This window comes from Flavobacterium aerium (genome assembly GCF_030766725.1).
In the GTDB taxonomy this organism is placed as follows: Bacteria; Bacteroidota; Bacteroidia; order Flavobacteriales; family Flavobacteriaceae; genus Flavobacterium; species Flavobacterium aerium.
The window spans coordinates 488,401-506,053 of sequence record NZ_JARQWR010000001.1 but is presented as its reverse complement, the minus strand read 5'-3'; the positions used below and the strand labels follow the sequence as shown (position 1 = coordinate 506,053).

Sequence of the window (17,653 nt, the reverse complement as noted above, 5' to 3'; positions counted from 1 at the left end):
TCTAATGGAGTCTTTTAAACGGTTACCGAACTATTTGGTGATACTATAACTTCTTTTTCGTTTACATATACCGTCAACTCCTTCGTCCCTTCTAAGGTAAATTGCGTCTCATGGGCATATACTGCTACTTTTAAAACTTGGTTTCTGAAGTTAATTTTAAAAGAGTATCCTTGCCATTGTTCTGGCATTTTTGGATCGAAATATAGGGTGTCATTCTTCACGCGCATTCCACCAAATCCTTCTACAATACTCATCCATGTTCCCGCCATACTAGTAATATGACAGCCTTCTTCTACTTCTTTATTGTAGTCATCAAGGTCTAATCTTGATGTTCTTAAATAGAAAGTATAGGCTTGTTCCATTCTCCCTAACGTTGCCGCTTGTATAGAGTGCACACAAGGTGACAATGATGATTCATGTACTGTAAAGGGTTCATAGAAATCGTAATGTTTTTCTAGTTCTTCTCTAGAGAAATGATCTTCAAAAAAGTAAAACCCTTGCAATACATCGGCTTGCTTGATATAAGGGGAACGCAAAATTCTATCCCATGACCATTTTTGATTGATTGGTCTTTGTGAACGGTCTAAATCTTTTACGCGTACCAAATCTTTATCTAAGAATCCGTCTTGTTGTAGATATACATCGTGTTCTTCTGAAAAAGGGAAATACATATTATCGGCTACTTCTTTCCATTGTGCAAGTTCGGCAGTCGATAAGGCTACTTTATTTAAGATACGAGTATAATCTGTTGGGTATTCTTTTTCTACACGTTCAATTTGCTCATAGGCATAATCAATACACCATTTTGCAATATAGTTTGTGTAGAAATTATTATTTACGTTGTTTTCATATTCATTTGGCCCTGTAACACCTAATATTACATATTGGTTTTTAGCCGTAGAGAAATTCGCTCTCTGATGCCAGAAGCGTGCAATTCCAATCAGTACTTCTAATCCTTTTTCTGGAATATAACTGTAGTCGCCTGTGAATCTGTAGTAATTGAAAATGGCGAAAGCAATTGCTCCATTACGGTGAATTTCTTCAAATGTAATTTCCCATTCATTGTGACATTCTTCTCCATTCATTGTTACCATTGGGTACAATGCTGCACCATTAGTAAAGCCTAGTTTTGCTGCATTTTCAATCGCTTTATCCAATTGATTGTAACGGTAAGTCAATAAATTTCGAGCTACTTGCTGATCTTTGGTTGCCATATAGAATGGAATACAGTAAGCTTCCGTATCCCAATAGGTGCTTCCTCCGTATTTCTCTCCTGTGAATCCTTTAGGTCCGATATTTAATCTTGGGTCTTTTCCTAAATAGGTTTGATTTAGTTGGAAAATATTAAAACGAATTCCTTGTTGTGCTTTTACGTCACCTTCTATTGTAATATCGGCCATTTCCCAAATGCTGTTCCAAGCTTCTTTTTGCTCTTCCAACAGTTGGTTAAATCCTTTTTGATTGGCCGCTGCAATTACATTTTTGGCTGCTGCAATCAATTGATCATTTTCATGATTCATCGATACAGTGTATCCACCTAACTTATGAATGGATGCTTTTTCTCCTTGTGCTACTTCAATTGTGTATTCAAATTGAATTTTATCATTTGTTTTTTCCAAAACTGTAGCGGTTATATTTTGCGCTGCATCGTTTAAGAAAATAGTATTGTGCATGTAGGTCGCCACATTAAAATGGGTTTTAAATGTTCTCGCTACAATAAAGGCTTCATTTGCTCCTTGCTCCACTGCTAATGGTTCCCAAAACTTCTCTTCCCAGTTTGCATCTTCATTCTTTACACCTGCATCAATCAATGGTTTATAGACTATTGTTGCTGCTTGATTTAATGGTGTAATTTCATAATTTATAGCTCCTACTTCATCTAAATTTAAGGATAGAAAACGACGTACATTTACTGAAATCTGAATTCCATTTTGTAGGGTTGCTTCAAAAGAGCGGTTGTACCATCCTTCCTGCATGTTCAATTCACGTTTGAAATTTTGTACCGTCTTACAATTATTCAAATCCAGATGTTCACCATTAATTTCAATGGAAATACCAATCCAGTTAGGTGCATTTAATACTTTTGCAAAATATTCTGGGTATCCATTTTTCCACCATCCAACTTTTGTTTTATCTGGGTAATAAATTCCGGCAATATAACTTCCTTGGAAAGTTTCTCCAGAATAATCTTCTTCGAAATTGGCTCTTTGCCCCATTGCTCCATTACCAATACTAAAAAGACTTTCTGATGATTTTACTCTTTCAATGTCAAAGCCTTCTTCAATGATGGACCAGTTATTTGGGATTATATAATCTTGATTCATTTCTTTACTTGTTAATGTGATGATTTTTTAATTCTTGATTAGATTTTCTATAAAACTGGTTTCCATGTGAGTGAAATCTGGAAATATGTATTTTGCTTCATGTAAGACTTCTGATTCTCCAATTCCTATACTGGTCATTTTAGCAATATTTGCTGCTTGAACTCCAGCTACTGAATCTTCAAAAACAATTGAATCTTCTGGCGCTGCTCCTAATAATTGTGCCGCTTGTAGAAAAACTTCAGGATCTGGTTTTGCATTGGAAACATCATTCCCATCTACAATTGCATCAAACAGGTCTACTATTTTTACTTTTTCCAGTATGGGTCTTGCATTTTTACTCGCAGATCCTAATGCTATTTTTTGATTATTGTCTTTTAAGAATTTCAAAGTAGATAGTACTCCTGGTAAAATCTCTTCTTCTCCCATATCCATTACATAGCTCAAATAGTCTTCATTCTTTTGTAGCATCCATTTGGTTTTATCTTCTTCTGAAGCTTGAATATCACCTAAGGCTAAGATAATTTCCAATGATCTTACTCGACTTACTCCTTTTAGTTGTTCATTGTGCTCAGGTGTAAATTCAATTCCAAGTTGTTGTGCTAGTTTCTGCCATGCTAAAAAGTGAAACTTTGCTGTATCGACGATTACACCGTCTAAATCAAAAATAAAAGCTTTGTTATTCATATATTTCAATTTTAGTTCTGCTGTTTACACGAAGTGTGAGCAGTCCCGCAATTATCATTGAGATTCCTCCGATGACAAGTGCATATATTGGTTCATTGTGAAAAAATTGTTTGATGATAAATCCAAGTATTGTTGCTGCAACAATCTGAGGGATTACGACGAAGAAGTTAAATACACCCATATAATATCCCATTTTTGAAGCCGGTAAGGCTCCTGATAACATGGCATAAGGCATAGACAAAATACTAGCCCAAGCTATACCAACTCCTACCATTGAAAGTAATAGCATGTATTGGTTTCCAATAAAGTAGATTGATATTAATCCTAATCCGCCTAATACTAAGGCTGATAAATGGGTCATGCGAACTCCTATTCTTTTTGCAATTACTGGTAATAGAAAGGCAACTGCTGCGGCTACTCCATTGTATACGGTGAATAATACCGAAACCCAATCGGCAGCATCATTATAGACTGCTGAAGTAGTGTCTTTTGTTCCAAATACATATCCTGTAACGGCTTGTGTAGTATAGATCCACATTGAAAAGAGTGCAAACCAAGAGAAAAACTGAACCCAAGCCAGTTTTTTCATTGTTGTAGGCATATTCAATAGGTCGGTCATAATGACTGTAAAACCATTTCGAATTTTCTGAACTCGCATCTGACTGGTAATACTGAATAAAATACCGACAATAACCATTCCTACAAAAAGGATATAAAGTTCTTTGGCTAATGTTTCAACATAGATAATATAGGATGCAATTGCTCCAACAAATGTCATCAATAATCCAAATCCTAATTGTTTTTTGATATTTGTACGGGAGTCATCTTGTAAAACATTAGCTTGTGGTTTGTTCTCTTGATCTTTGGCTTCAAAGGCATCAAGTTCTTCTTGTGTATATTCTTTAGATTTTACCACGGTCCATAATACGGCGAGCAAAAAAACAACGCCACCAATATAAAAGGACCATTTTACTGAATCGGGAATAATTCCTTTTGGAGCTGTATTACTAACATCAAATATGTTCGTTAATAAATAGGGTAATAATGAGCCTACTACTGCACCGATACCGATGAAAAAGCTTTGCATAGCAAATCCTAAGGTGCGTTGTTTTTCAGGCAAACTATCGCCTACAAAGGCACGAAAGGGTTCCATTGAGATGTTAATTGAGGCATCCATCATCCATAAAGTACCAGCAGCAATCCACAAAGTAGGTGAATTAGGCATTATGAATAATGCTATAGATGACAAAATAGCGCCAATCAAGAAATAGGGTCTTCGTCGCCCTAATCTTGTCCAGGTTCTATCGCTAAAATATCCGACAATGGGTTGTACAATGAGTCCCGTAACTGGGGCGGCAATCCAAAGAATAGGAATTTTATCTACCTCTGCTCCTAATGTTTCAAAAATTCGAGAGGTATTGGCATTCTGTAAAGCAAAACCAAACTGTATTCCTAGGAATCCGAAACTCATGTTCCATATTTCCCAGAAACTTAATTTCCGCTTTTCCATTTATCGTAATTTATAGATTAATATACGATAAGTGCTATGACTTATCAAAACTTACTTTTATTTGAAGTGAAAGTATAAGCTTTGATTTAAGGCAAATATATGTTTTTTTTGGAACTATCTATTTATTTTAACTATTTTGTAGATTCTCTTTCTACTAAATGGGTTTCAATGACTTCTGTTTTGTACTGTTCATCTTCTTCCTCATCTGACTCTAATCGTTCAATCAACATTTTGGCTGCTTTACGCCCCATTTTTATACCATTTTGGCTCACTGTAGTGATTGAAGGGGAAGAATATTTGGAGATAATTCCATCGGTAAAAGCAATAACAGATACATCATCTGGCACTTTTACTCCTTTTTTGTGGAGCATTTTTATCGCTGTGACTGCAAATAATTCATTGACAGCAAAGATTGCGTCAATCGTATTTTCATTCACTAATTTTTCAATAACTTCTCCACATCCATCGATGTCTTCAATCTTGATAATTAGATTATTATCTATTGTTAAGTTATTATCTCTTAATGCTTTGAGATAACCTTCTGTTCTCAATTTCCCAACACTAACATAATCTACAGTTGTGATTAATGCAATGTTTTTATATCCTTTATTCACTAAATGTTGTACGGCTTCATAGGCCGCATATTGATCGTCAATAATTACCTTATCACACAGTATATCATTCGTAACTCGATCAAACATTACGACTGGCATTCCTTGATTTATAATCTCTGTAATATGATGGAAATCTTTCTTGAGTTGTGTTTCTTTGGATAGCGACATAATGAATCCATCAATACTGCCGTTTGCGAGCATTTCCATGTTAATCACCTCTTTATCAAAGGATTCATCAGATAAGCAAACTATAACATTGTATCCATTTTCATTGGCTACCTGCTCAATTCCACTGATGACTGTAGCAAAAAAATGGTGCACGATTTCAGGAATAATAATCCCAATGGTCTTGGTCTTCTTATTCTTTAAACTGAGTGCTATATTGTTGGGTTTGTAATTGTATAATTTCGCAAAAGCCTGCACCTTTTGAATGGTATCTTCACTTATTTCTGGGCTATTTCTCAATGACTTCGAAACTGTAGAGATTGAAACGTCCAACTCTCTAGCAATTTGTTTAAGAGTTACCTTTCTTTTCATTTTGCAGATTTGTAATATATTAATTTCTGAATAAAGATAATTTTTATTTTGATTAATGTCAATTTTAACGCTAATAATCTGAGTTATACAAAAAGTTTTCAACACGAAAACGTTTGCGGAACAGTTTTATTCGGCTTCGATTTTTTTGAGTGGAATATTTACATAAATTTAACATTCGAAGTGAATTTATAAGCAAAAAAATCAAATTTAATCTAAACAGATTGTATGAAAACGATGTATAAAAAGTTATTACTTTTAGTACTGATGTTTCCTATTAGTATTCTGGCACAGAACACTTTAAGCGGAACAGTCAAAGATCAGACTTCGGGATTGCCCCTGCCTGGTGTAAATGTAGTAGCTGAAGGGACTACAACTGGTACAATGACCGATTTTGACGGGAATTTTGCATTACCAAATTTAAAAAAAGGAGACAAAATTGTATTCTCATTTATAGGGTTTAAGAGCCATGTTTTAAATTATGAAGCTCAAAAATCAGTTTCAATAATTTTACAAGAGGACGCTTCCATATTGGACGAAATTGTAGTAATCGGATACGGAAACGTTAAAAAGAAAGATGCAACAGGTTCTGTTACAACAGTAACGGCATCACAATTCAACAAAGGTCCTGTAGTAGCTGCCGATCAGATGCTTCAAGGTAAAGTTGCTGGTTTGCAAATTATAAATGATGGTGGTGCTCCCGGTGAAGGAGCTCTAATCCGAATTCGAAGCGGATCATCATTAGCAGCAAGTAATGATCCTTTATATGTAATTGATGGGGTTCCTGTTGAATATAAAGGAATAAAAGGAGGTCGTAATCCACTGGCTTCCATTAATCAAAATAATATTGAATCGATTACAGTATTAAAAGATGCTTCGGCAACAGCTATTTATGGTTCTAGAGCATCGAATGGTGTAATCATTATTACAACTAAAAAAGGTAAAGCGGGAGAATTAAGTATTTCGTATAACGGTAATTATTCTGTAGGAAGAATTGCTGATCAAGTAGATGTATTAAATGCTGATCAATACCGTACTTATGTAAACACAAATGGTTCAACAGCTCAAAAAGCATTATTGGGTAATGCCAATACAGACTGGCAAAAAGAAATCTTTCAAACGGCTACTGGAACTGATCATAGTATCGCGTTAACAGGTGGGGATGAAAAAATAGTGTACCGTGCTTCTGTAGGTTACTCGGATATGAATGGAATTTTAAAAAGAGATAACTTTCAAAGAACCACACTTTCTGGAGGTTTTACCACTCACTTTTTTGATAATCATTTAAAAATTGAAGCAAATAATAATACTTCTATTATTAAAAATAACTTTAGTGATAAATTGGCCATTGGAGCAGCATTAAGTTTTGATCCAACTCAATCTGTTTATGCTAATAATAATTATGGTGGTTATTTTCAATGGTTAGAACCTAATGGAATGCCTTTACAATTACCAGGGAAAAATCCATTATCTCTAATTAATCAAAAAAATAATTACGGAGATACTTTCCGCAGTATTGGTAACATCCAATTTGATTATAAAATGCATTTCTTACCCGAATTAAAAGCAATCTTGAACTTAGGGTACGATTATAACTCCGGAAGAAAGTATAGCAATGTAGATCGTGATTTTATTGTTCTCGCAGAACAGGGATCATATGTTAATGAGGTAGAAGATCGCAATAATAAATTGATGGATTTTTATTTCAATTATAATAAAAGCTACAATGGATTCATCAGTAATCTAGATGTAACTGCGGGTTATTCTTATCAGGATTTCAAGACTTACTACAAAGATGATTATTATAATAATGCACAAGGATTGGTTGACAATGACCCTGGAAGAACAGGAAAAACAAGAATCAATCTACAGTCCTTTTTTGCAAGAACGAACATCTCTATTTACGACAAATACTTAGTTACCTTATCGTACAGACGTGATGGAACTTCTCGATTTACAAAAGACAATCGTTGGGGTAATTTCCCTTCGGCAGCTGTAGCTTGGAAAATTAATAATGAAAACTTCCTAAAGGATAGCAAAATTGTTAATGATTTAAAATTCAGAGCGAGTTGGGGTATTACAGGTCAACAAGACATTCAAAATGCAGTATATCCGTCTAAACCATTATACCAATTGGCTACTGAAACGGCTAGTTATCAAATAGGTTATGATGCTAATGGAAAACCTATTTTCTTTAATCCAGTTAGACCTCAACCTTACAACCCAAATCTTAAATGGGAAGAAACTACAACCTGGAATATGGGGATTGATTTTGGTTTACTGAATAACAGAATAACTGGTACTGTTGATGTTTATAAAAGAACCACAACAGATTTAATTGTCAAAACTCCAAACCCACAAGGAGTTGCTTTTTCTAATGAGGATAATTACAACATTGGAGATTTAGAAAATAAAGGTCTTGAAATTGGTTTAAACTTTATTCCAGTACAAAATGATAATTTCAAATGGAATATTGGTGGAAACATTACTTTCCAAGATTCAAAAATTAAAAAACTGACGCTAATTACAGATCCTAGTTATTTAGGCCAACCTGTAGGTGGTATTGAAGGTGCTACAGGAAACACAATCCAAAGACAACAAACGGGTTATACTCCTTTCTCTTATTATGTATACCAACAAGCTTATGATGCAGATGGAAGACCTCTTAATGGTGTATATGTGGATCGTAATGGGGATGGAATTATTAACGCAGAAGACAAATATTTACATCATAGTGCAAATGCCGATCTCTTTTTCGGTTTTAATACCAGTATTGAATACAAGAATTGGGATTTCTCAATGGCTTGGAGAGGAAGTATTGGAAACTATAACTATAACAATGTTGATGCTCGATTAGGTTTTCAAGAAGGATTATTAATTAGACAAACTGATATTTCTAATGGTACTGTTGACATTTTAAATACTGGATTTGTAAAACCATCTTATGAATCGGATTATTACATTCAAAATGCTTCTTTCCTACGTATGGACAATGCTACGATAGGTTATACTTTTAAAGATCTTTTCAGAGACGGATCTACATTACGTATAACAGGTGCCGTACAGAATGCATTTATTATTACAAATTACAAAGGAATTGATCCTGAAATAAAAGAAGGTAGAGATAACAATCTATATCCAAGACCTAGAACGTATATGTTAGGATTGAATGTTAATTTTTAAAACAATACCATGAAAAAAATATCATTTACTATACAACGAATCGGAGTATTGTTATTAGTACTAACATTATCTTCTTGCTTGAATGATTTGGATCAAACTGCTCCAAATGATGGAAATCAATTTTCATCGGAAGAGTTCTTTAAGAATCCCGGATCCTATCAACAATTCCTTGCTAAACTTTATGCAGGATTAGCAACTACTGGACAAAAAGGACCTGATGGTACTCCGGATATTGGTGGAATTGATGAAGGGGAAAGTCAATATGTGCGTGGATTATGGTTGATGCAAGAATTAACAACGGATGAGGCCATCATGGGTTGGAACGATAAAACAATTCAAGATTTTCATGGTCAATCATGGACTTCTGGTGATTTATTCATCAACGCTATGTTTAGTCGTTTAGATTTCCAAATTAAAAACTGTAACGAATTTTTACGTCAAACTACAAATGAGAAACTAGATACTCGAGGAGTTACTGGCCAACTTCGTGAGGACATACAAGTATACAGAACTGAAGCTCGATTTCTTAGAGCTTTAAGTTATTGGCATTTCTTAGATTTCTTTGGTAATGTTGCTATTGTTACAGAGGATTCTCCAACTGGGTTTTATTTGCCTGAGCAATCTAGCAGAGCTGAATTATTCAATTATGTGGAGACTGAATTAAAGGCAATTTTAGCAGAAAATAGTCCAATGAAACCTGCTAAAATGAACGTTTACCCAAGAGCTGATAAAGGAGCTGCTCATATGTTGTTAGCAAAACTATATATGAATGCTGGAGTTTATATTAATTCTCCAAAATATGATTTAGCTTTTCCAGAAGTACAAGCTGTAATCAATGGTGGTTATACCTTACATAGTACGTATAAAGATTTATTCCTTGCGGATAATGATGATTACCGAAATTCAGAATTTATTTTTGCTGTTGCTTTTGATGGTTTACGTACTCAAACTTATGGAGGAACAACATTTTTAACTCATGCAGCAGTTGGAGGTTCTATGAATCCCGTAGAATTTGGAATCGTTGGTGGATGGGCAGGTATTAGAACAACTGCTGCTTTAGTAGACAAGTTTGCGCCTAATACTACAGATACTCGAGGTCAATTCTACACAGATGGACAAACAAAAGAAATTAATAGTATTACCAGTTTTACAGATGGTTATGCAATTCAAAAATGGAAGAATCTTACAAAAGCAGGAGTTCCCGGTTCTGATTCATCAGGAACTTTCGTAGATATCGATTTTCCTATGTTCCGTCTTGCCGATGCTTATTTAATGTATGCCGAAATTGCTGTTCGTGGTGGTGGCGGTTCTCTAGCAACTGCAGCAGATTATGTAAATTTAATCCGTACACGTGCCAATACTTCAACGGTATCAAGTGGTCAATTAACTTTGGATTTCATCTTGGACGAAAGAGCTCGTGAATTACATTGGGAAGGTCATAGAAGAACTGATTTAGTTCGTTTTGGTAAATTCTCTGGTGGAGCTTACTTATGGCCTTGGAAAGGTAATACACCGAGTGGTTCATCTACACCAAATTACAGAGACTTATTCCCTATTCCATCCAACGCTATTGCGGGTAACCCAAAATTGGTACAAAATACAGGGTATTAGTATCCATCTAATTTAAAGTTTAATAAAATGAAACATATTTATAAATTTTCAGCTTTAGCCATCTTACTTTTATTGGTATACTCCTGTAATTCTGATGATGAAAAGATTGTTGCAAATGCAATTTCTGCCCCAGTATTAGTGGCTCCTGAAGGGGGATCAGCTTTTGTATTGGTACGTGAAAATGCAAATAACACCGTGTTCAATTTGAATTGGACCAAAAGTGATTATGGTATTCCTACCGATATTTCTTATAGTGTTGAAATTGCACTAGCGAATACACAGTTTGTTAATGCAGTTAGCGCCGGAATAGTGTCTACAAATACCATTGCCTTAACTGTCGCTGCATTAAATTCTGCTGTAACTGCTGCTGGCGCAAATGCATTACAAGAAACCGAGATTGAAATTCGTATTAAATCTTCATTGGGACCTAAAAAGGACCTTCCAATGTATTCTAATAGTATTCATATTAAAGTAACTCCATATGCTACTATCGTTGCAAAAAACGATTTATTCCTTGTAGGAAATGCAACAGCTGCAGGATGGAATAACGATAGTGATAATACACCTTTATTCCGTGACCCTATGGATGAAAATAAGTTTTATTATACAGGATTCTTTATTGGTGGAGCCGACTTTGGATTTAAAATTCTTGATACAAAAGGTTCTTGGCATCCTCAATATGGTGGAAGTGGCGGAATCCTTGGGGTGAGTACTCCTACTGGAGAAAACGAACCTGCAATTATCCCAGTTGCTATCTCTGGATATTATAACTTAGAAGTTAATATTACCACGATGACCTATACCTTTACTCCTGTTTCAACTCCTCCTACAGTTACTTATCCTACAATAGGTATTGTAGGAGATGCAACTCCTGGTGGTTGGGATACTGATACCGATATGACAAACAGTACATTTGACCTTCATATCTGGAAGATTTCTGGAGTAACACTTTCGAACAATAACTTAAAATTTCGAGCGAACAACAATTGGGATGTAAACTGGGGTGCCGATACGTCATTCAGTGGTATTGCAACAATTGGTGGTGGGGATATTCCTGTACTCGCTTCAAAATATGATATTTGGTTTAATGATATTGATGGTCGATACCTCTTTATCCTACTACCTTAATATTCTAAACTAGTACCACTATTCATTAAAAAAGCCTCTCAATATAATTGAGAGGCTTTTTTTTATATCTATATAGAACTTATATCTTTTTAAGGAAACAAGCTTTTAATACCATCTGAACTTTATCTACACGTCCTTCTACTTCTTCATTACTAGATGTAAGACGAATATTTTTCACAATCTTCCCTCTTTTTATTACCGATGAAGATCCTTTTACTTTTAAATCTTTAATAATCTGCACAGAATCTCCTTCTACAAGTAGCGTTCCATTACTATCTTTTACATCCATTCTCTTCTTTTTTAACGTTATTAATTTATTCTAATTTGTCAAAATTGTAACTTATGATAAACTCTTTTAAGCAATTTACCCCACACAATTCTTTATTTCTGCTAATATACTACACTTTTTTTAGCCCATTTCTTTTTTCAAGACAATTTTAAAAATATCCAACTTAAAAACCTTTTAAATATCACTAGTGAGATGCTAATTCATTCCAGAAAACGGATACGTTAAAAACAAGAATTTTCTGATTGGAATTAAGCTAACAAACTAAAACATAGATGTTTTTAATCAATTTTTTGCATTTTTTTTAGCAATTAAACATTTTTTATTATAAATTCGTTACTTAATCTTTATTAGATATTACTCGGTATTATTATTTTTTAACCTTAATTTTTATTATTATGTCATTTAAATCAAAAATTACAGTAGGCGGAAAAGAAATGAACATTCTACACGCTATGTATGATCTACACCAAGAAGTAGATGCAACAGGACGTCCATCTTCAATCACTCGTGGAGGTAGACTAACTATTACAGTTGAATCAACAGGAGATTCATTTTTCTTCGAATGGATGACCAACAACTTTGAAAGAAAAGATGGTTCTATAGTATACGTAAAACGTGATACGGATGCTAAATTAAAAGAAATGAACTTTAGACAAGGTTACTTGGTTAAGTACAAAGAAGAATTTGATGCTAAAGGTGAAAACCCATTAACTGAAACATTCACTATTTCTGCTCAAGAATTAGAGTTAGGTAGTGGTCTTCACAGAAATGAGTGGGTATAACCAACTTCATTAAAATATTGTAGGAAATTAAGGGAATGTATATAACATTCCCTTTCCTCTTTTTTATTTAACTTAATAATGATGTCTTATGTCTTTTTTAGCAAAGCTTGAAATAGATGGGATAGCTCATACTGTATTAGAGTATGATATCTTTTTCGAACAGAATACAGATAATAATGGCAAACCATCTTCTAATGCAAAAGGTGGTAAAATCAGAGTTGTCGTTGAAGCCAATAATCTAGATAATTTTTCTGACTGGATGGTTAGTAATACTCAAACGAAAGATGGAGTAATAACTTTCTATAAAAGAGATGCGATGAGCCGTATGAAGGAAGTAAAATTCACAAAGGGTTATTGTATACGTTATCATGAGATGTTTCGAGCTAATGGTGCATCCCCGATGACCATTGAAATATTAATTTCCTCTCAAGAAATTAATATTGGTAATACTCCATTTAAAAACAAATGGCCAGGCGTAAATTTTTCATAAACTAAAGTTATGGGAAAGCAACGAAAAGAAATAATCAAGGCAGCATTAGAAAAAGAATATAATGTAAAAAAGGTCTATGATTGGGCTGGCTATGCCGATGAGTCTCGAGAAAAACCTTTGGTCGACATTATAGAATTGGTATCCAAGGAACTTGGTTTTATGCCCTCCTATTTTTACACCATTGCAATTGGTGAAGGTCTTGGCCATACTTATATGGATTTAGACTTCAATTATGAAACCGATTACAAAAACAAAACAGGAGAAAAAATTCTGACTAATCTTCCAATAGACGGTTTCAATACGCTGGGTGTTGATAATTTTTCATCTGATTTCCCTGAAGTAAAAAAATATTTACCCAAAGATTATAATGAAGGTGATGAATTTAAAACCGTAAAAGTAGCCCGTAATGAATGGGGCGGCAAAACGACTGTAAATTCTGCCGTTTTTAATGGCTTAAAAAATGCATTATATGGGTTTGGGGCAATATTGTGTCAGAGACGTGATCAATTTAATGCCGATCGAAAGAAATTAAAATATGGTATTCCAACAGAGGATCAATCTGCATTTTGGACGTATGTATATTTTCAAGGTCAAGGAACAGGAATTAAATATCTTACTGCTAATGGTAGTTTAGATTTTAAAAAAAATCCTCCTACAAAAGTCGCTCGTATTAATGGTGGAAATGGCGTTCGCTACAAAGCCCTTGAACGATTAGCTACATGGCGCTATATGATAACTAAAGGAATTTTTACAAAATAATCGTGAAGCTAAAGAAACTCATATTTTCTATATTATTAACTAGTATTTATGTCCTAACTATAAATGCTCAGAATAATAATGCTATAGAGCAAAAGCTTGTTCAAACCTATAATTTATTTTCTACTGCATCACAACAAGATGAAAAGAACGATGAAATTAAAACATTGTTTCGAACAGATTTACAGGATGCTTTATTAAATCATTTTGATTTAAAATATCCTTTTGAACAACTTGGAGAAAAAATCACTATCACTTCTTCAGAAGATAAAAAACTTCGCATATTTTCTTGGGATAATTTTAATGGTGGAACTTGGCATGATTTCCAATCCATTTTTCAATATCAAGAAACACCAAATAGTCCGCTAAAAATTTATTCTGAAAAAATCTCTGAAACAGAAGCCACTTCATCTGAAGAAAAACTATTGTATTCTGATGTTTCATGGTATAAAATAGAGTCAATTGCTACAGCTACGCACCCTAACCAATATTTAATTTTTGGATATGGTACACACGGCAGCGGAAATGATTTTTTCACCCTTGAAGTGATACGATTAGAAGCGGGTAATTTTTCAATTTGTCCAGACTGTATAAATGGGCAAAGTACTTTTACCACTTTTAAATCCAGAAGTGATGATCAAGCTCCCCAATATGACCCTACCACTAAGAAAGTTCAAATAAAAGAATATAAAGAAGATCCTAAAACAGGTAATTATATATCCTCAGGTAAAATTATTTCGTTAAAATTTAATGACAAGAAATCTGTTTTTATCGTTGATAAAAGCGCAAAAAAATAATCGTCATGGCATTACAAACTACCCTTACTATAAGAATTGGAGAAACGACTATCAGTACGTTTCTAAACTTTATGCTGGCTCAGGATATTGAAGAACATCATTTTCTAACGTTAGAATGTCGTGAAGATGAGTTATTACTTCAAAATCCCGGTTTAAAAGGAGATTTTCAACAACTAGTTGGAGAGCCTATCATGGTTACGATGCAATGTCAGGAAAGCATATTTTCGACTAGTATAGGTAATTTTAAAGGAATTGTTACTCAGGTAAAAATGCGTAAATCGGATGGTTTTTCAAAAGGAAAAACAGTAACATTCAAAGCTTTTAGCCCAACAATCCTGATGGATAATGGTCCAGAATCTCTTTCCTTCTTAAAGAAAGATCTTAAAAGCATCGTTAATTCAGCGCTTTCTAATTATGACGTTAAACTTTTAGAAACAGTTGTTAAGCCTGAAAAAAACACTCCTTATCCTTATGTTGTACAATACAATCAGAGCGACTATGATTTTATTGGTCGATTGTGCGCGCGACAAGGAGAATGGTTTTATTATAATGGACAAAAATTAATCATTGGAAATGAAGATGCATCAAAAGTAATTGACCTCCGTTATGGTTTTGACCTTATTGAATATGATTTCGAAATGAGCTTACAACCTACCCGTTTTAAGTACCATACCAATGATGTATCTGAAGGTGCCTCACATCAAAGTCCAACATCAATACATGAAGGATCTGTAAATGGTCTTAATCAATCTATATTACAAACTTCTGGGAAAATATTTGCAAAAGAAACGACTGTACAACACAATCAATTGGTTAGTGAAACTATGGGTCAATCGGACACGGATCAATTCAGTCGTTTAAGTTTTGACCAAAAAGTAGCTAACATGGTTTTTGTTAGTGGACGAAGTGAAGATCCCGCAGTACGTCCTGGTGCCATTATTAATATTTTAGATGAAAATCAGGATAGCAAAGGCCACTTTAGAGTAATTGAAGCAACGCACCATTGCATTGATACAGGAGAATATGAGAATTCATTCAAAGCAATTCCCGAACAGGTAAAAATTTCACCCTATGCACAACCATCAGATTACACCAAATGTGAATCACAGATGGCTACAGTAATCGATAATAATGATCCTAAAGGATTAGGTCGGGTATTGGTACAAATGGCATGGCAAAAACCCGTAGGTGAAACTACCGATTGGATTCCACTAATTTCATCGCATGGTGGTGAAGGAAAAGGAATGCACTTTATCCCTGAAATCGGGGAAACCGTATTGGTTGATTTTCAAAGTGGAAATGCTGAAATGCCATTCGTTGCAGGAAACTTATACCATAACCAAGCAAAAAGTGGATTCCATGATGCCGATAATAATATCAAAGCATTACAAACCCGATCTGGAACAAAAATCATTATGCATGATGGTGAAGGATCTGTAACTGTAGAAGATCCAAGTGGTAATATTTGGCATATGGATGGGGATGGTAATATATCTGTTAATGCTCCTAAAAATATCACTTTAAATGCTGGAAAAGATTTTGTAATCAATGTAGGTGAAAATATGACTACCACAGTAGGCAAAAATAAAAACACAGATATTACAAACAAGTATACAATCAACTCAGAATCTCATAATGAAACGGTAAGTCAAAATAAAACAATTGAAGTTGGTGGTGACTTAAAAGAAACAACAGCAACAACAACACACACAGCAAAAAGTGGAGATATTCTTATCCATAGTGCAGGTGTGGCAACCATTCTAGGAGATGTAGACGCGAAGGTGAACAAATCATAATTTAAATACAGCAACAGTACTAGAATTTAGACGTTTCAATCTATAAGAGACAAACAAAGACAATTATGCACAGAATAATATCAGTATTATTAATTAGCATTTCAAGCTTGAATTTTATTTCATGTCAGGAAAAAAAAGCAAACACCACTATGAGTCAGAGTACAACCGAAGCAACTAAAGAATTTCGTTGGAAAGAAACAATCACTTGTCCTTTGGGATATCCTGTTGATGTTTATGAAGGCGGATTAGAGTCGGCTAAAGGCTCTACTAGTCTTTATCTAGGTACACACACTGGAACTTATGGCTGGGGACACATAGGAGGGAGTATGAGTTCGGGTATTAAACCATTACCAAATCGTCTAGATGTTGTCTGGCTTTCTTATGCGGAAGATACTTTTTACCATATCGATACAAAACTGGACTATGATAAAATGCTTGCCTTATTTGAGGAAGGTTATCTGGATAGTTTTACAAATAAAAAAATGACGTATTCAACTATAGTCGTAGGCTTTGCTCCAGGTGGAGTTGTTGTTGTATGGCTTTTTGGTTCTGGAAAACAAATTGAGGTAAGTCGATATGAAGGTAAAAAAATAGTTATACCAGAGCAAGAAATTGCGGGGCTAGATAGCCATGAAAAATTATTGTTTAGTCCGGACTATCGCAAGTCCATTATGCTTAATGAACAAATTGTTCCTCTAGAGGTACGAGAAGCAAACAAAAACAAACCTATACCCTATGGGATATGGGATACGTATAGAAAAAGATACAATTGGAAACCAAGCTATTCAATCCCCAAAGGTGGTGAAGCAATTAATTCCTATTTCTTTATGCTCAATGGTGAGCAGGAAGAATTCATTGATGAAACCTTTAAAAATATCACATTTAGTCCCAGAGCTGTTCCTAGAATGGTGAATTTAGGGTGGAGAGATTCTACTGGACAACGTTATGGAGGATCAGTAACTTTTAATGAGCAAGAAATTCTTAAAGCTTATCAAGAGTTATATAGAAACGATTCTGCAATAAATGCAGAATTAGAATTCAAAGTTAATATACCGAATACATATCTTACGATAGTACTTAAAGGTAATGGTCAAGAAATTCCATTATCAGAAAATCAAATTAACGTTTATAAATCGAGTAAAAAATAGATTGATT

At 34.3% G+C, this 17,653-nt stretch carries 14 protein-coding genes; 9 read left to right on the top strand and 5 right to left on the bottom strand.

Annotation, left to right across the window (positions count from 1 at the left end; all coding sequences use genetic code 11):
* Positions 1-14: 14 nt before the first annotated feature.
* The 4 genes from P6733_RS02315 to P6733_RS02300 all read right to left on the bottom strand — a co-directional run bounded on the left by P6733_RS02315 (position 15) and on the right by P6733_RS02300 (position 5,669).
* Positions 15-2,324, bottom strand: coding sequence for a glycoside hydrolase family 65 protein (locus tag P6733_RS02315; RefSeq protein ID WP_306349977.1), 2,310 nt, complete (start codon positions 2,322-2,324; stop codon positions 15-17).
* Between the two features lie 27 nt (positions 2,325-2,351).
* A complete protein-coding gene (gene pgmB / locus P6733_RS02310) occupies positions 2,352-3,008 on the bottom strand; it encodes a beta-phosphoglucomutase (RefSeq protein ID WP_306349976.1) in 657 nt (218 codons plus the stop codon).
* On the bottom strand, positions 3,001-4,518 hold the full coding sequence (locus P6733_RS02305; RefSeq protein ID WP_306349975.1) for an MFS transporter: 1,518 nt from the start codon (positions 4,516-4,518) through the stop codon (positions 3,001-3,003). The genes pgmB and P6733_RS02305 overlap by 8 nt, the downstream gene beginning before the upstream one ends.
* Positions 4,519-4,649: 131 nt before the next feature.
* Complete coding sequence (locus tag P6733_RS02300) at positions 4,650-5,669, bottom strand: LacI family DNA-binding transcriptional regulator (protein WP_306349974.1); 1,020 nt, start codon at positions 5,667-5,669, stop codon at positions 4,650-4,652.
* Positions 5,670-5,894: 225 nt separating this feature from the next.
* Here P6733_RS02300 and P6733_RS02295 point away from each other — a divergent pair, with 225 nt between their 5' ends.
* The 3 genes from P6733_RS02295 to P6733_RS02285 are packed head-to-tail and all read left to right on the top strand — an operon-like array spanning position 5,895 to position 11,588.
* A complete protein-coding gene (locus P6733_RS02295; RefSeq protein ID WP_306349973.1) occupies positions 5,895-8,849 on the top strand; it encodes a SusC/RagA family TonB-linked outer membrane protein in 2,955 nt (984 codons plus the stop codon).
* 9 nt (positions 8,850-8,858) lie between these two features.
* Positions 8,859-10,460 (top strand): RagB/SusD family nutrient uptake outer membrane protein, encoded by a 1,602-nt coding sequence (locus P6733_RS02290; RefSeq protein WP_306349972.1) that lies wholly within the window; start codon positions 8,859-8,861, stop codon positions 10,458-10,460.
* Positions 10,461-10,487: 27 nt separating this feature from the next.
* The gene (locus P6733_RS02285) at positions 10,488-11,588 is read left to right on the top strand and encodes a SusE domain-containing protein (RefSeq protein WP_306349971.1); all 1,101 of its coding nucleotides are present in this window, start codon (positions 10,488-10,490) and stop codon (positions 11,586-11,588) included.
* 79 nt (positions 11,589-11,667) lie between these two features.
* On the opposite strand, the gene P6733_RS02280 is transcribed toward P6733_RS02285, so the two are convergent.
* Entirely contained in the window at positions 11,668-11,877 is a 210-nt protein-coding gene (locus P6733_RS02280; RefSeq protein ID WP_306349970.1) for an alkylphosphonate utilization protein, read from the bottom strand.
* 395 nt (positions 11,878-12,272) lie between these two features.
* On the opposite strand from P6733_RS02280, the gene tssD (P6733_RS02275) reads away from it, so the two are divergent.
* The 6 genes from tssD (P6733_RS02275) to P6733_RS02250 all read left to right on the top strand — a co-directional run bounded on the left by tssD (P6733_RS02275) (position 12,273) and on the right by P6733_RS02250 (position 17,646).
* Entirely contained in the window at positions 12,273-12,659 is a 387-nt protein-coding gene (tssD, locus tag P6733_RS02275) for a type VI secretion system tube protein TssD (RefSeq protein ID WP_306349969.1), read from the top strand.
* An 88-nt stretch (positions 12,660-12,747) separates the two neighbouring features.
* Positions 12,748-13,149 carry a type VI secretion system tube protein TssD gene (tssD, locus tag P6733_RS02270; RefSeq protein ID WP_306349968.1) on the top strand — a complete coding sequence of 134 codons (402 nt, stop codon included), beginning with the start codon at positions 12,748-12,750 and terminating at the stop codon, positions 13,147-13,149.
* A 9-nt stretch (positions 13,150-13,158) separates the two neighbouring features.
* On the top strand, positions 13,159-13,908 hold the full coding sequence (locus P6733_RS02265; protein WP_306349967.1) for a hypothetical protein: 750 nt from the start codon (positions 13,159-13,161) through the stop codon (positions 13,906-13,908).
* A 2-nt stretch (positions 13,909-13,910) separates the two neighbouring features.
* Entirely contained in the window at positions 13,911-14,702 is a 792-nt protein-coding gene (locus tag P6733_RS02260) for a hypothetical protein (RefSeq protein WP_306349966.1), read from the top strand.
* Positions 14,703-14,707: 5 nt separating this feature from the next.
* Positions 14,708-16,498 (top strand): type VI secretion system Vgr family protein, encoded by a 1,791-nt coding sequence (locus P6733_RS02255; RefSeq protein ID WP_306349965.1) that lies wholly within the window; start codon positions 14,708-14,710, stop codon positions 16,496-16,498.
* A gap of 65 nt (positions 16,499-16,563) precedes the next feature.
* The gene (locus P6733_RS02250; RefSeq protein ID WP_306349964.1) at positions 16,564-17,646 is read left to right on the top strand and encodes a DUF2931 family protein; all 1,083 of its coding nucleotides are present in this window, start codon (positions 16,564-16,566) and stop codon (positions 17,644-17,646) included.
* Positions 17,647-17,653 lie beyond the last annotated feature (7 nt).

Coding starts and splice junctions, on each gene's coding strand:
- P6733_RS02250 (WP_306349964.1), top strand. CDS start 16,564: ATGCACAGAATAATATCAGTATTATTAATTAGCATTTCAAGCTTGAAT.
- P6733_RS02315 (WP_306349977.1), bottom strand. CDS start 2,324: ATGAATCAAGATTATATAATCCCAAATAACTGGTCCATCATTGAAGAA.
- P6733_RS02305 (WP_306349975.1), bottom strand. CDS start 4,518: ATGGAAAAGCGGAAATTAAGTTTCTGGGAAATATGGAACATGAGTTTC.
- P6733_RS02300 (WP_306349974.1), bottom strand. CDS start 5,669: ATGAAAAGAAAGGTAACTCTTAAACAAATTGCTAGAGAGTTGGACGTT.
- P6733_RS02265 (WP_306349967.1), top strand. CDS start 13,159: ATGGGAAAGCAACGAAAAGAAATAATCAAGGCAGCATTAGAAAAAGAA.
- tssD (WP_306349969.1), top strand. CDS start 12,273: ATGTCATTTAAATCAAAAATTACAGTAGGCGGAAAAGAAATGAACATT.
- P6733_RS02280 (WP_306349970.1), bottom strand. CDS start 11,877: ATGGATGTAAAAGATAGTAATGGAACGCTACTTGTAGAAGGAGATTCT.
- tssD (WP_306349968.1), top strand. CDS start 12,748: ATGTCTTTTTTAGCAAAGCTTGAAATAGATGGGATAGCTCATACTGTA.
- P6733_RS02290 (WP_306349972.1), top strand. CDS start 8,859: ATGAAAAAAATATCATTTACTATACAACGAATCGGAGTATTGTTATTA.
- P6733_RS02295 (WP_306349973.1), top strand. CDS start 5,895: ATGAAAACGATGTATAAAAAGTTATTACTTTTAGTACTGATGTTTCCT.
- P6733_RS02285 (WP_306349971.1), top strand. CDS start 10,488: ATGAAACATATTTATAAATTTTCAGCTTTAGCCATCTTACTTTTATTG.
- pgmB (WP_306349976.1), bottom strand. CDS start 3,008: ATGAATAACAAAGCTTTTATTTTTGATTTAGACGGTGTAATCGTCGAT.
- P6733_RS02255 (WP_306349965.1), top strand. CDS start 14,708: ATGGCATTACAAACTACCCTTACTATAAGAATTGGAGAAACGACTATC.